At 43.6% G+C, this 13,666-nt stretch carries 15 protein-coding genes and 1 riboswitch; of the genes, 11 read left to right on the top strand and 4 right to left on the bottom strand.

Annotated elements, in window-relative coordinates; all coding sequences use genetic code 11:
- Nucleotides 1-163 precede the first annotated feature (163 nt).
- Nucleotides 164-1,165: a DNA polymerase III subunit delta gene (gene holA, locus VB714_RS25135; RefSeq protein WP_416309792.1), complete on the bottom strand. Its 1,002-nt coding sequence runs from the start codon at nt 1,163-1,165 to the stop codon at nt 164-166.
- 144 nt (nt 1,166-1,309) lie between these two features.
- On the opposite strand from holA, the gene VB714_RS25130 reads away from it, so the two are divergent.
- The 8 genes from VB714_RS25130 to VB714_RS25095 all read left to right on the top strand — a co-directional run bounded on the left by VB714_RS25130 (nt 1,310) and on the right by VB714_RS25095 (nt 8,043).
- Entirely contained in the window at nt 1,310-2,080 is a 771-nt protein-coding gene (locus tag VB714_RS25130; RefSeq protein ID WP_323227772.1) for a DUF1868 domain-containing protein, read from the top strand.
- On the top strand, nt 2,077-2,691 hold the full coding sequence (locus tag VB714_RS25125; RefSeq protein ID WP_323227769.1) for a cobalt-precorrin-8X methylmutase: 615 nt from the start codon (nt 2,077-2,079) through the stop codon (nt 2,689-2,691). Before VB714_RS25130 ends, VB714_RS25125 begins: the two co-directional genes overlap by 4 nt.
- Before the next feature lie 105 nt (nt 2,692-2,796).
- Nucleotides 2,797-2,950: riboswitch (guanidine-I (ykkC/yxkD leader) on the top strand.
- A 75-nt stretch (nt 2,951-3,025) separates the two neighbouring features.
- Nucleotides 3,026-4,192 carry an agmatinase family protein gene (locus VB714_RS25120; protein WP_323227766.1) on the top strand — a complete coding sequence of 389 codons (1,167 nt, stop codon included), beginning with the start codon at nt 3,026-3,028 and terminating at the stop codon, nt 4,190-4,192.
- A 40-nt stretch (nt 4,193-4,232) separates the two neighbouring features.
- Entirely contained in the window at nt 4,233-4,586 is a 354-nt protein-coding gene (gene hypA, locus VB714_RS25115; protein ID WP_323227764.1) for a hydrogenase maturation nickel metallochaperone HypA, read from the top strand.
- A 44-nt stretch (nt 4,587-4,630) separates the two neighbouring features.
- Nucleotides 4,631-5,332 (top strand): hydrogenase nickel incorporation protein HypB, encoded by a 702-nt coding sequence (hypB, locus tag VB714_RS25110; RefSeq protein ID WP_323227761.1) that lies wholly within the window; start codon nt 4,631-4,633, stop codon nt 5,330-5,332.
- A gap of 10 nt (nt 5,333-5,342) precedes the next feature.
- On the top strand, nt 5,343-6,374 hold the full coding sequence (locus VB714_RS25105) for an ABC transporter substrate-binding protein (RefSeq protein ID WP_323227759.1): 1,032 nt from the start codon (nt 5,343-5,345) through the stop codon (nt 6,372-6,374).
- A gap of 30 nt (nt 6,375-6,404) precedes the next feature.
- Nucleotides 6,405-7,232 (top strand): ABC transporter permease, encoded by an 828-nt coding sequence (locus VB714_RS25100; RefSeq protein ID WP_204104480.1) that lies wholly within the window; start codon nt 6,405-6,407, stop codon nt 7,230-7,232.
- Between the two features lie 34 nt (nt 7,233-7,266).
- Entirely contained in the window at nt 7,267-8,043 is a 777-nt protein-coding gene (locus VB714_RS25095) for an ABC transporter ATP-binding protein (protein ID WP_204104481.1), read from the top strand.
- Between the two features lie 89 nt (nt 8,044-8,132).
- Here the strand turns inward: VB714_RS25095 and VB714_RS25090 are convergent, their stop codons facing one another.
- On the bottom strand, nt 8,133-8,726 hold the full coding sequence (locus VB714_RS25090; RefSeq protein ID WP_323227756.1) for a Uma2 family endonuclease: 594 nt from the start codon (nt 8,724-8,726) through the stop codon (nt 8,133-8,135).
- 218 nt (nt 8,727-8,944) lie between these two features.
- Here VB714_RS25090 and VB714_RS25085 point away from each other — a divergent pair, with 218 nt between their 5' ends.
- The 3 genes from VB714_RS25085 to VB714_RS25075 all read left to right on the top strand — a co-directional run bounded on the left by VB714_RS25085 (nt 8,945) and on the right by VB714_RS25075 (nt 11,575).
- Complete coding sequence (locus VB714_RS25085; RefSeq protein ID WP_323227754.1) at nt 8,945-10,813, top strand: hypothetical protein; 1,869 nt, start codon at nt 8,945-8,947, stop codon at nt 10,811-10,813.
- A gap of 166 nt (nt 10,814-10,979) precedes the next feature.
- Nucleotides 10,980-11,153: a hypothetical protein gene (locus tag VB714_RS25080; protein WP_323227752.1), complete on the top strand. Its 174-nt coding sequence runs from the start codon at nt 10,980-10,982 to the stop codon at nt 11,151-11,153.
- An 8-nt stretch (nt 11,154-11,161) separates the two neighbouring features.
- Entirely contained in the window at nt 11,162-11,575 is a 414-nt protein-coding gene (locus VB714_RS25075; protein ID WP_323227750.1) for a hypothetical protein, read from the top strand.
- Between the two features lie 6 nt (nt 11,576-11,581).
- Here VB714_RS25075 and VB714_RS25070 read toward each other — a convergent pair whose 3' ends face one another.
- Entirely contained in the window at nt 11,582-12,469 is an 888-nt protein-coding gene (locus VB714_RS25070; protein WP_323227747.1) for a methylenetetrahydrofolate reductase, read from the bottom strand.
- Nucleotides 12,470-12,534: 65 nt separating this feature from the next.
- Nucleotides 12,535-13,545, bottom strand: coding sequence for a tryptophan--tRNA ligase (gene trpS / locus VB714_RS25065; protein ID WP_323227746.1), 1,011 nt, complete (start codon nt 13,543-13,545; stop codon nt 12,535-12,537).
- Between the last annotated feature and the right edge of the window lie 121 nt (nt 13,546-13,666).

The raw sequence follows: 13,666 nt of genomic DNA, 5'->3' as shown, positions 1-13,666 counted from the left end.
AATGCTTGTGGAGATGATCTGACGGGGGCTTTGCCTAGTCAAAAATCTGTGAAGCAGGAAATCTTGAATGCGAGTTCAAGAATCTCCCGCTAGAACGCTCAAGCGTTTAGCGGTGAGAGTATGTCAAAATTTAAGCAGATTGTGACCTCGCATCATAATTTTACTATCTACCGCGCCGAGAAGAAGACTTACAGGCTCGACATAATTCGATCGCCTTGGTTTGCAATGTCGCGATCGGGTTGGCTCCTCGTTTCAAACTTACCTCTAATTCGAGCAAAATGGGTAAGGTTTTAATTAACTGCTGGGAACTCAAAGATTGAACTTCCTTACGAATGAAATAGATGCGTTTGGGGTTGCCAATTTCGGCGGCTGAGGCGATCGCCCTTTCATCTTTCTCACCACTTTCTACCATAATTTTAACCGTTAACCAGGTGCGAAACTGCCCTACTAAAGTCGCAACAATTCGCAAAGCGGGTTCATTGCGATCGATTAAATCTGCCACTAATCCCAATGCTTTTGACTCATTTCCTTCGCGGATAGCCGCCGCTAATTGTAAGCTATTTTGAGTATTAACAGCGACTAATCTCGCAACGACTTTTTCATCTAATGGTTGATTAGTTTTCTCCCCATAAAGTCGCAATTTATCTAATTCATTGTACAATTGGCGGGTATTATTGCCCACAGATTCCGCCAAAAGTTCTAACCCTCGAGGGGTTAATTTAACCTCTTTATCTTGGGCAAATTGACGCACTTTTTTGATAATTTCTTCAGTTTTCCAGGGCGGAATAAAAGAGAATTCGCGGATATCGGCGTATTTTTGTAACAATTTTACTGACTTGCTACGCTTATCTAGTTTTTTGTGGGTGGTTAATAATAACGTCGAAGTTTGAGGCACCTTGGGAAGAGTTCGCTGTAGTTCTTGTAACAAACTTTCCGCACAAGATTGAGTTACAATCGCCTCTTCGATCCAAATTAACCGTCCCCCCATGCCAAAAGGAGGAGTCATGGCTTGGTTCAGTCCTTCGATTGTTGTTTCCGGACGATCGCCTATAATACGTTCAAAATTAAACTGTACCCAATTAGGATCGAGAACGGCTTGACGTAACTGCGCGATCGCGCTATTCATCGCGAAGTCATCTTCACCCCAAAATACATAAATCGGCATTTTTAATGAATAAGGAAGAACGATCGATGGATAAATTTTGAGGCAGTCTCCCCCATCTTCCCCTTTCCCTTCTACAATGAGTAAACGGAAGAAATAAGGAGTTTTCATCCTTCAGCCTTCATCTTTTCAAGGGAGAATCAGAGATTGGACGAAACCTATCAAACCTATCTTAACCGCGTGGCGAAACTAACTCGCCCCTCGGTTTGTCGCACCCAGCTTCAAAATGTGCAGGAGTCTCCCAAATTCGAGCAGGGAAAGGCGATCGCTTTTCCGGGATATGCGGTAAGTTCTCCGACGGGCAATCTTGACAAGGATAATGAGACATTTTACAAGGAATTGGCGGCGGCGCGATCGCAATTATTGGAGCAGCTTGGAGAGGGTTTACTCATTCCGGTTCCTGCGGATAGCTTTCACCTCACGATCGCGGATTTGATTTGGGATGGAAATTATCGCGATGCGATCGCCGAAGATGAAGAGTTTGAACTCAAGTTACACGAACGCGTTTCCCAAAGTTTTGACCAATATCAACAATCAGTCCCCGATCGCCGTCCTATTTCTTTGCAATTGTTGGGTATCGGTGTTCGACCTCGGGCGCTCGAAGTGTATTTGGTGTCTAAAGATGAAGATTCTTACTTTAAATTATTACAATTGCGCCGCGCTATCTACCAAAATCGAGGTTTGATTGCCCTTGGGGTACAGCAACAGTATCATTATACAGCTCACGTTACTTTAGGGTATTTTGGTGAAGGAGTGGAAACTTTCGATCGCGATCGCTTTTGCGAGATTATCACTGATTTTAACGATCGCTGGACGAATACCGACGAAACCTTAACCCTCGATCGCGCTGAATTACACAAATTTGATGATATGACGCGCTTCTACAAAGAACCTCATTTTCCCAGTGTAGAATTTTGAGTAGTTTAAATCATCCCATTCTTGAAGCAAGTTTTGCTACCATCGATCGCGAAATCGGAGAACATTCTTTCACTCCTCGGGAATATGCGATCGTGCGGCGCATTATTCACGCAACGGCGGATTTTGAGTTCGCAAAATTGACGTACTTTAGTCCCGATGCAATTGAGAGAGGGATAATTGCTTTGCGCGATGGCGTTCCCATTGTTGTTGATGTGAGCATGATTCGCCAAGGTATTGCAAGTATGGTACGCAAAACCTTTGGTAATGCGATCGTGACGGCGATCGATCGCTGCGATGTTCCCTTACCAGGGAAAACCCGCACGGAAACAGGACTCCTGCGCTGTTTTGCCGAATATCCCGAGGCAATTTATGCGATCGGCAATGCCCCCACCGCTTTACTCGCATTATGTCAGGCTTGCGAGAAAGGCGATCGTCAACCTGCCTTAATTATTGGTTCTCCTGTTGGCTTTATCAATGTGGTAGAATCCAAACATATTCTCGCACAAACCAATCTCGCACAAATTCGTATTGACGGACGTAAGGGAGGTTCTCCCGCAACCTCGGCTATTTTGAATGCTTTGCTGATTCTCGCTTGGGAAAAACAACTCTAATTTGTATCTTTTGCTACTCAAAAAATTAAGATATAAAACAAAGTATCAGATTGTAATTTTTACTACAGAAAGATTAAGGCCGATTACTCTAGATTAGCAGCATAATTTAAGCGCTTCTAGGGTTCCGACTAAAGAATTAATAGGATTAAATTTATAGTGCCTGGTCCGAGAGAAGCAAGCTAACAGAGTATATTTTTGTGCAGTAATATTTTTGTACAGTATTGAGTTAGCTACACGGCGGGATAAAAGCCCGGGAGATGTTTGCAGTTTACTCTAAATTGCAATATCTCTCGGGTGTTTTAATTGATTACTATCTTAGGAATAAATAGACCCAATGAGCGAACAACCAAACGATAATTTAAGCGAAGCACAACGGGCATTAGAAAAAGAAGCACAACTGCCCTTTACAGGTTGGCAGCAAGAGGTCCAACAAGGTTTAGAATTTGGCTTAGAAGCTGCCGAAAGCATCCGCGATCGCACCATACCCAATTTTTCTCGCGGCGAACTTCCCCACTATGCAGGGATTAACACATTTCTCAAAGCGCCTTATCTCGAAGATGTCAGAAAAGTTGGAGAATATGACATTGCGATCGTCGGAGTTCCTCACGATTCCGGCACCACTTATCGCCCTGGAACCCGCTTTGGACCCCAAGGAATTCGCCGGATTTCTGCCCTTTATACTCCCTATAATTTTGAGCTAGGCATCGATTTACGAGAACAAATTACCCTCTGCGATATTGGCGATATTTTCACCATTCCTGCCAATAATGAGAAATCTTTCGATCAAATTTCTAAAGGAGTTGCTCATGTTTTTAATTCTGGCGCATTTCCGATTATTTTAGGCGGCGATCATTCCATTGGTTTTCCCACAGTTCGCGGTATTTGTCGGCATTTGGGTGATAAAAAAGTCGGCATTATTCACTTCGATCGCCACGTCGATACCCAAGAAACAGACTTAGACGAACGGATGCACACTTGTCCCTGGTTTCATGCCACCAATATGAAAAATGCCCCCGCTAAAAACTTAGTTCAATTGGGAATTGGAGGTTGGCAAGTTCCCCGTCAAGGAGTCAAAGTTTGTCGAGAACGAGCAACAAATATTCTTACGGTAACAGATATTACAGAAATGGGGTTAGATGCTGCCGTAGATTTCGCCTTAGAGAAAGCATTAGATGGGACTGATTGCGTTTATGTCAGTTTTGATATCGACTGTATTGATGCGGGATTTGTCCCTGGGACTGGCTGGCCGGAACCGGGTGGTTTACTCCCTCGAGAAGCCCTTTATCTACTGGGAAAAATCGTGCAGAAAGCTCCAGTATGCGGGCTAGAAATTGTCGAAGTTTCTCCTCCCTATGATATCAGCGATATTACTTCATTGATGGCAACTCGCGTCATTTGTGACACGATGGCGCACTTAGTTTTATCGGGACAGCTACCCCGTAAAGAAAAACCCCCATATATTCACCCTGAAGCACAACCAGAATTAGTCAATTGGGAGTAGTTTTAACAGGATAAAAGTTCAAGGATAAAGGAGAGACCAAATGCACGAAACAGACATGACAAAAGCGCTAATGATGACGGTGCGAGACTGGTGGGAGTCTCAAGAAGAAACGCCTAAAATTGAAGCCGTTCATTTAATTGTTGGTGCATTTACTTGTGTTGAACCTGTGAGTTTAGAATTTGCGTTTACAGCACAAACTAAAAACACTTTTTTAGAAGGAGTAAAATTAAACATAAAAGAAACTCCATTAATCGCTTTTTGTCACTCCTGCCAACAAGAATATAAACCCGAATATGGTTTGCAATATTCTTGTCCCACTTGCCGATCGCCAATGGATGATATTCGCTCGGGACGGGAATTAAAAATAGATCGCATTGAATATTCTTGTCAATAAAAAGTTAAATAAAAAATTAGCTATCAATGGAAAACTAACAAAAAATGCACCAAACTTTTGACGCAGCTTTAGAAATCAATTTATTACACGCAAATCAAGAAGGAGCCGATCGCAACCGCACTCATTTCGATCGCTGGGGAATTACTTGTTTGAATGTTATGAGCAGTCCAGGAGCAGGCAAAACGGTACTTTTAGAAAAAACCCTAGCAGCATTAAATAAAACCCTAAAAATTGCCATTATTGAAGGGGATATGACCACCGAACTCGATGCCGATCGCTTGCGAAAATATGGGATTCCCGTTATTGCTATTAATACGGGGCGATCGTGTCATTTAGACTCAAAAATGGTCTCCGGTGGCATTCATCGTCTCGAACACGAATACGATCCCAATGAATTCGATCTCGTCTTTGTTGAAAATGTTGGCAATTTAGTTTGTCCCGCAGAATTTGAAGTCGGGGAACATCAAAAAGTTGCTCTTCTCAGCGTGACAGAAGGGGAAGATAAACCCTTGAAATATCCTGTTATGTTTCGAGAAGCAGACTGCTTATTAATTACAAAAACTGATTTAGCACCCTATTTAGATATCGAAATTGAACGTATTGAAGCCAATGCTCGGCAAATTAATCCCCAGGTTAAAATTATTCCAATTTCAGCCAAAACAGGGGCAGGTTTAGAGACTTGGTTGAACTGGGTGCGATCGCAATTACAAAATAGCAAAAATCCAGTCTTAGAACTCATCAGATAGAGGAAAAAACATGAAACGCCGTCAAATTTTATCATTACTTGCCGTCTTTATTGCCAGCTTAGTTTTAACCGTTAGTTGCAATCAAACCGTACAAGAAGCACCGTCTGGCGAAACAACTTCTGCTAATACAGAACCGATTGTACTGGGATATAGTACCTGGGCAGGATGGTGGCCTTGGGCGATCGCCGAAGAGGAAGGCTTATTTGAGGCCAATAATGTCAATGTTAAATTACAATGGTTTGATAGTTATATCGCTTCAATGGAGAGTTTAGCCGCCGGAAAATTGGATGCAAACTCCCAGACCCTCAATGATACAATTTCTTTTGCTGGCGATGCAATTCATGGAGAAGTTGCCGTATTGGTGAACGATAATTCCGCCGGAAATGACAAAATTATTGTTTCTCAAGAAATCAAGAGTATTGAAGACTTAAAAGGTAAAAAAGTCGCCGTAGAAGAAGGAGTCGTCGATGATTTTCTACTCAGTCTTGCTTTAGAAGAAAAAGGAATGTCTCGTAAAGATGTAGAAATCGTCGGTATGGACACGGGAGACGCAGCAGCAGCGTTTGTAAATGGTAACGTTGATGCTGTGGGTGCATTTCCTCCCTTTTGGTTGATTGCTTTAGAAAGAGAAGGCTCAAAAGAACTCATTTCCTCAAAAGAATTTCCCGGTGCTATTCCCGATCTTCTCGTTGTCACCCAAAAGCTCATTGATGAGCGTCCCGATGATGTTCAAGCCTTAGTGAATACTTGGTTTGATATCTTAGAATTTATGGAAAAAAATCCCGATCGCGCCGATGAAATTATGGCTAAACGTGCCAATGTTTCCGTAGAGGAATTACAGCGACTCAAAGAAGGAACTAAAATTTTTACCATTGAAGAAAACTTAGAAGCCTTTTCCCCAGGAGATAGCATGAAACATATGCCTTATGCGGCAGAAAAAATGGCTAAATTTATGGTTGATGTGGGCTTTATTGAAGCCGCACCTCCTTTAGATAAGATTTTTGATGATCGCTTTGTGAAAAAATATGCAGAAAGTAAGTAGCGATCGCAGATTTGTTTATTGTTTCAAACTATGACCATGAAATCTATCGATCTCCAACCCAGAATTCTCAAACCAACTGTCTTTTGGCGCATTGCAGAAGATATTCCCAAACCTCTGATGTGGTCTTTGATGGGATTATCGGTTCTTGTTCCTTTTTGTTTGTGGTGGTTACTATCCGCATCGGGAATTGTTTATTCCAAGTTTCTCCCTTCCCCCATTGAAGTTAGTTTAGCTCTATATGGACTATGGGAAAAAGGCTTTCTGGTTCAAGATACAACTGCCAGTATTATGCGCGTAACCACTGGTTTTTTATTAGCTGCAATTGTCGCTGCACCCCTGGGTGTTGCGATGGGTGCATTCGCTAGTATTCGCGCTCTTTGCGAACCTATTATCGGCATTGTTCGCTATATGCCGGCTCCCGCTTTTATCCCGCTTTTAATCATTTATTTGGGCATTGATGAAGCACCCAAAATTGCTTTAATTTTCATTGGAACGGTGTTTTTTAACACTTTGATGATTATGGATGCAGTTAAGTTTGTGCCGAAAGATTTGATTGAAATGACTTACACATTAGGAGGAAATCGCCAACAAGTTCTTTTCCAAGTTATTACTCCCCACGTAATTCCTAATATTCTCGATGCCTTTCGCGTCAATATTGCCGCGTCATGGAATCTCGTCGTTGTTGCGGAATTAATTGCCGCGAGTGAGGGGCTAGGTAAACGCATCGAATTGGCTCGAAAATTCATTAAAACCGATGAAATTTTTGCTTGCTTAATTGTATTGGGTTTAATTGGCTTTGCTATTGATTTACTCTTTCGCTGGGTCCTGCGATCGCGTTGCAAATGGGCTTTTGATTAAGTTAAAGATCGAGTTTTTTATGAGGAGATTAAAAATGCACTTAGAAATCAAACGATTGTACAAACAATTTCCCAGCAACCAAGGTACTCTTGTTGCACTGAAGGACATTAATATGCACGTTGAAACCGGAGAGTTTGTCTGTGCAGTTGGGGCTTCAGGATCGGGAAAATCAACGTTATTACGGTTAGTTGCAGGGTTAGATCTGCCTACATCCGGTCATATTAGCGTCGATGGAATAGATGTAACTGGACCTGGCTCCGATCGCGGCATGGTCTTTCAGCGTTACACTTTATATCCTTGGATGACTGTGCAGAAAAATGTCGAATTTGGCTTAAAATTACAAGGGGTTCACAAAAACGAGTATCGAGAACGCGCCTCCTATTATTTGGATGTGGTGGGATTATCACAATTTGCCCAATCCTATCCCAAAGAACTATCAGGAGGAATGAAACAGCGTGTGGCGATCGCGCGATCTTTGGCAACTCATCCCAAAATACTGTTAATGGACGAACCTTTCGGAGCATTAGATGTACAAACCAAGGAAACAATGCAGCAGTTTCTTTTAGATATTTGGGAGCGCACGGGTTCTACTATTTTAATGATTACTCACGATGTGGAGGAAGCCGTTTTTCTGTCGCAGCGCATTTATGTTCTCACAGCGCGACCCGGTACTATTCAACAAGAGTTAAAAATATTATTACCAAAAGCACGGGATTACACAATTAAGCGTCAGATGAAGTTTCATCATTATGTTGATGAGATTCTGGATTTATTGCGAGAGAGAGCTATTGAGATGCCTGTAGCAGTTTAAGATAACTTTAGCGGTCTTGAGCAAAGATCGCTAAAGAAGTGGGTTTTGTTTGTAATTTGTAAAGATATTGCTAGATTGTCTCGAACCCATTATTTCGGGTTAAAACCTGCACGAAATTCCCGCAGCGATCGCCCGTGATTATCAATATTAATACAGCGATGCAACAGATTGAGATCGAGAGCCGGTAAAAGCTGCGATCGCGCATTTTCTGTATATTCTCCTTCCCTTAAAATATAAATAAGCAAGCGATCGCCGATCCAAAACCAAACTTCAGGAATATTGAGCCGTTTATAAGCCTCTAATTTATCAATTCCCCCACTGGTGACAACCACTTCAATCACTAAATCTGGATGTTCGCGATCGGGTCCCAATTCGTAAGATTTATCTGCTTCTCGTTTAACTTGTTGGGATTCATTTGCCAAAGTCATCGATTCCGTTGGTGTAAAATCTAATTCTAAGAATTCCAAATAGATTTCTACTAAAGCCCCAATGCGTCCTTTAATTGTTTCGTGTCTTTTACCAGGCATTTTGCGAATTTCTAAGACTCCATCTAAAAAAGATAATCGCACTCCAGGGCGATCGATGAGTTGTTCTGTGGCTTTAAATTCACGCCATGTCAGTTCAGGAATTAAAATGGGTTCGGGACTGGATTCTATTTGGCGATCGAGGAGAATGGCAGTCATTTTAGTTATTCAGTACGCAGTTATTGATTAATTCTTGCCTCATGATAGAATACGGCAACGCTCTCTCGCGGCGTAAGTCCTACATCAGGTTCGTTTCCTTAATTTTCGATCGCATTGTCACGGAATTGTTCGGAAAATGTCAAAATTCGTAATATTGTAGAGAGGGGATTTGCCGACTCTATTTCCCGTTCCTTTTCAAGACTGTTGTCAAGACTGTTATGACCCGACGCTACTGGCTCGATCTTGTCGAATATCTCTTCCTTGCAGGTTCTGCGATCGGCACGATCGCCGCGATCGCCACCCAGCAAGTTGCTTATGCTGCCGTTCCCTTAACGTTAACGGTAGGCTTAAATATGGACAATCGACGGCGCATTCATCGCTTGTCCCAACAGCAGCAACTCACGGGAGCAACCCATTTTAACCAATTAATTGAGCCGTTAGAAGATCAGTTGGCAGAATTGGCGGAATTAACGCGATCGACTCAGACGCAAACCCAAGAGAATACAGCGAAATTTAAAGAAACCATCGCAGAAGTTCATAAAAGTATCAATCCTCTCAAAGCGCAAGTCGAACGTTTAAAAATTCAATTTGAGCAAAGCGATACCCGCACTCAACAGCAAATGCGGGAGTTAAAAGAGGCACAACAACAAAGCACGGAAACGGCTTTCGAGCAAATCGATCAATTTTTTGCCCGCATTAAGGAACATTTGGGACAATTGGAATTGATGGCTGGGAAAACTGAGCCAGAAACTCTCTCGCAAATTGGAGAATTGCAAAAAAATGTCGCCCAATTTCGCGAACTGATCGAGCCTCTGAAAGGACAAGTTGCAGAAATTGACGAACGCATTCAAACCCTCAACCCCGAAACCGATCGCGAAATCGTTCAGTTACGACAGTTGGTACAACAGTACAATGAAACGGCTCGCTCTCAAACCTATCAACTGGTTGAACCGCTTAAGGCTCAGATCGAGCAAGTGAAGTCTATCGCTCGGGAAAGCAACCCCAAAATCGAGAAGCAAATTGAGGATTTAAGAGAGGCGATCGCCCGTTTCCAAGACACTCATCCTCTCTCTCCCGTGACCATGCCTGCGGGTCCCCAAGCCAGTCCCGTGACGGCGGCTCCGGGGTCCATGACCTTGAAAGATGCCTCGGAATCCTATCAGTGGCAATGCCTTCATACCCTGACAGGACATCGAAGCGGTGTTAATTCACTGGCGATCGGTCGCAACGGCCAAATTATTGCCAGTGGTAGCGACGATAATACAATAGTTCTCTGGCAATTGACCACGGGTCAAGAAATTCGCACCCTGGGACAGCGAGAAGGGAATGGGTTTACGGGCATTAAAACCATTGCGATCGCCCCAGATGGTCAGATTATGGCGAGTGGGGGAGCAGATAAAACAATTAAACTCTGGCAGTTGGCCACGGGTCGGGAAACGGGGGCATTATCGGGGCATTCCGGTGCAGTGAAAGCGGTGGTGTTTAGTCCCGACGGACAGTTTCTCTTTAGCGGTGCCGACGATAAAACCGTGAAAGTTTGGCAGTTAGCCACGCGCCAAGCAATTTTAACCCTGCGCGGGCATTCTGATTGGTTTACAGGGGTTAAAGCCCTAGCAGTCAGTCCGACAGGGGAAATTCTGGCCAGTGGTAGCGACGATAAAACGATTAAATTCTGGAAATTACCCACCGGGGAGAATATCCATACTGCCATCGGCCATCATGGCAGTATTCGGGCGCTGGCTTTTACCCCCGACGGACAAACTTTGATTAGTGGAGGAGAAGATGGCTCTTTATCCCGATGGCGCGTGGATAGTGGGCGATCGCTGACGACGTTTCGCGCTCATTCTGGGGGGGTTTATAGTTTGGCCGTGAGTCCCAATGGGAAACTATTGGCAAGTGGGGGCTGGGATGGCGCGATCGCCCTTTGGAATTTGGAGACGGGTAAGGAAATTTTGGAATTGCGAGGACATTCGGCAGCAGTTACCTCCCTTGAATTTGTGAGAGAAGGTTATGGTAATGGCACAAAAGGTTTAATGCTTGTGAGTGGAAGTAGTGATGATACTTTAAGGATTTGGCGATCGGAGTGAGAGGAATGGATTGTGAATATAATGGCGAGATGGCAATGGCGCTAGGAATCTATTTCTTCCCTCGTTGGTGTTGCAAAACGCTGAATTTTGATTTTGTTTAAATACAACATTAGTTATACTGAAATTTATGGCGATCGCGCTATCGTCTCCTGACCAATTTTAGTCAATGATAGACGAAGAAAATCCAGAAGGTTGGACCCCAAGTAAAGAAGTCGCCGTTTATAGCGATGCGAATCGCTGCTATCGAATTGCACGAAAATATAAAAAACGCTTACTTGAAATTCGTTATGAGGGAGAATTTAACGGCGCTCCCGTATACATTTGCGTTTTTGATAAATAAGGAGAACTATGGAAAAAGGACAATCAATTTGGACGACTGATAAAGGATGGCAATTACCGGAATTTCCCGAACCCGAAGACGGGTATTATTCCTTGGGGATTTATCCGAGTTTAACGCCGTATCCTTTTCCTCTCCATCGTAAAATCCAAGAAGCTGGATATTCTTGCCAATTGCGAGTTTATCGAGGTTTAGAGATTGCAAGCTCGCAAGCAATGGGAGGAGTGTCTTGGGAGTATATCGGACAATGTGCCTTAAGCGATCGCCTTCCTATTAACGCTCTCTCACAAGTTGGAATCCCCAGAGATGCAATCGTAGCTCTAGGCATCGATACTCCCGCAGAAATTAGAGCAAGATTGCTCCGAGACAAACAAGATTCTCTGCCTCTCCTCGTAGAAGAAACCGACTTTGTGGCAGGTATATAGTCGTTGTTAGTTAATGGGGTTAATACCTGCAAGATCGAGAATTTTGGGAATTAAATCTTCCCGTTTAACCGCCATTAAGTGAACGCCTTGACAGAGATTCTGAGCGAGTTTTACTTGTTCTGCGGCAATTCTTACTCCTTCTTGTAAGGGATTCTCTGCGGCAGCAAGGCGATCGATGATTTCTTGGGGAATATCTACCCCAGGAACATTACGATTGATAAATCGGGCATTTTTAGCCGATTTGAGGAGAAAAATTCCCGCTAGGATGGGCTTATCTGTCCCTGTGGCAATTTCCTGCATGAATTTGTCGAGGCGATCGAAATCCGTAATTAATTGACTTTGAAAAAATTGCGCCCCTGCTTCTAATTTGCGCTCAAAACGCCGTTGTAAACCCGACCAGCTTTTGGATTGGGGGTCTACTGCTGCCCCGGCAAACAGGTCGAGAGGTTCATTAGGAAGGGATTTTTCGTTCAAGTCAAGACCCTTATTTAATTTGCCAATAACGCTCAATAAACGTACCGATTCAAATTCAAAGACACCTTTAGAACTTTTGTGATCCCCCGCTTTAACCGGATCGCCAGTGAGGGCAAGAATATTGCGAATACCGAGGGCATGGGATCCCATTAAATCACCTTGTAGGGCGATCGCATTGCGATCGCGGCAGGCAAATTGACAAATCGGTTCGATCCCTTGCTGTACGAGGATCGCAGAGACAGCAACCGCAGACATCCTCAACACGGCACGACTGCCATCAGTAACGTTAACCGCATGAACTCGCCCTTTGAGAAGCCTTGCCATCTCGAGAGTATGGTCAATATTTCCACCCTTGGGGGGCATAACTTCAGCAGTGATTAAAAACTCTTTATTTTCAACAGCTTGGCGAAAACGGGTCATTTTTGTTGTTTTTGATTCATGTTAGCGATCGAAAGAGGATGCAAGCATTGCACCCCTACGGTATTTTAAAGGGGTGTAGAATAGCCTAGAGCAGATGTTACCCGAGCGAGAACTTCATTGGCGCTTAATTCGGCTTTTTCGCGACCTTCCCGCAAGATAGTTTCGAGATAATCGCGATCGCCCATAATCTCTTCATACCTCTCTTGAATAGGTTTGAGTGCCTCAATAGTTGCTTCCGTTAAGAGGGGCTTAAATTGTCCCCAGCCCATATCTTGACATTCTGCCGTAACTTCTTCTTTAGTTTTGCCAGACAGGAGCATATATAAACTCAGTAAATTATGACATTCTGGGCGCTCTGGATTGTCGAATTCGAGTCCTTTCTGGGGATCGGTTTTGCAACGCTTGATTTTTCGGGCGATCGCCTCGGGAGAATCCAAAAGTTCAATGCGACTCATTTCCGCAGGATCGGATTTTGACATCTTTTTCGTACCGTCGGTTAAACTCATCACCCTGGCACCCTCTTCGCGAATTAAAGGTTTAGGCAGTTTGAGGACGGGCTTTTTCTTCTGGCCAAACTGGTCGTTAATACGGATAACAATATCGCGAGTTAATTCAATATGTTGTTTTTGGTCTTCCCCCACCGGCACAAGATCCGTATCGTAGAGCAAAATATCCGCAGCCATTAACACGGGATAGTCCAGCAAACCCACACTCACATTTTCTCCCTGTTTAACCGCCTTCTCTTTAAATTGAATCATGCGCTCGAGCCAGTTGAGAGGGGTGATACAATTTAATAGCCAAGTCAGTTCTGCATGAGCGGAAACGTGGGATTGTACAAAGATAGTGGAGTCCTGCAAGTCAATGCCGCAAGCGAGATAAAGTGCGGCGATCGTATAGGTATCCCTCGCGAGTCTTGTCGGGTCGTGAGGAACAGTAATTGCGTGCAGATCTACCACACAAAAATAATTCTCATATTCGCTTTGTGATGTCACCCAATTGCGAATTGCGCCTAAATAATTGCCTAAATGTAAATTGCCTGTGGGTTGAACCCCTGAAAGCACGCGCTTTTTACTCATCAGAAAAATTGGGTAGAAACCCCGTCCTTATAGGACGGCTTTATATTAGTTTCGCTACCGCCTTGGAGTTGTTCAATTAGGGTGCTTTTGTATTGCACTTTTAACAGGACAATTACTGTAT

It is taken from the genome of Spirulina sp. 06S082 (genome assembly GCF_034932145.1).
Taxonomy (GTDB): Bacteria; Cyanobacteriota; Cyanobacteriia; order Cyanobacteriales; family Spirulinaceae; genus CCY15215.
Note: the sequence above shows the minus strand (reverse complement) of the source record. Positions and strands in the feature narration are given on the sequence as shown.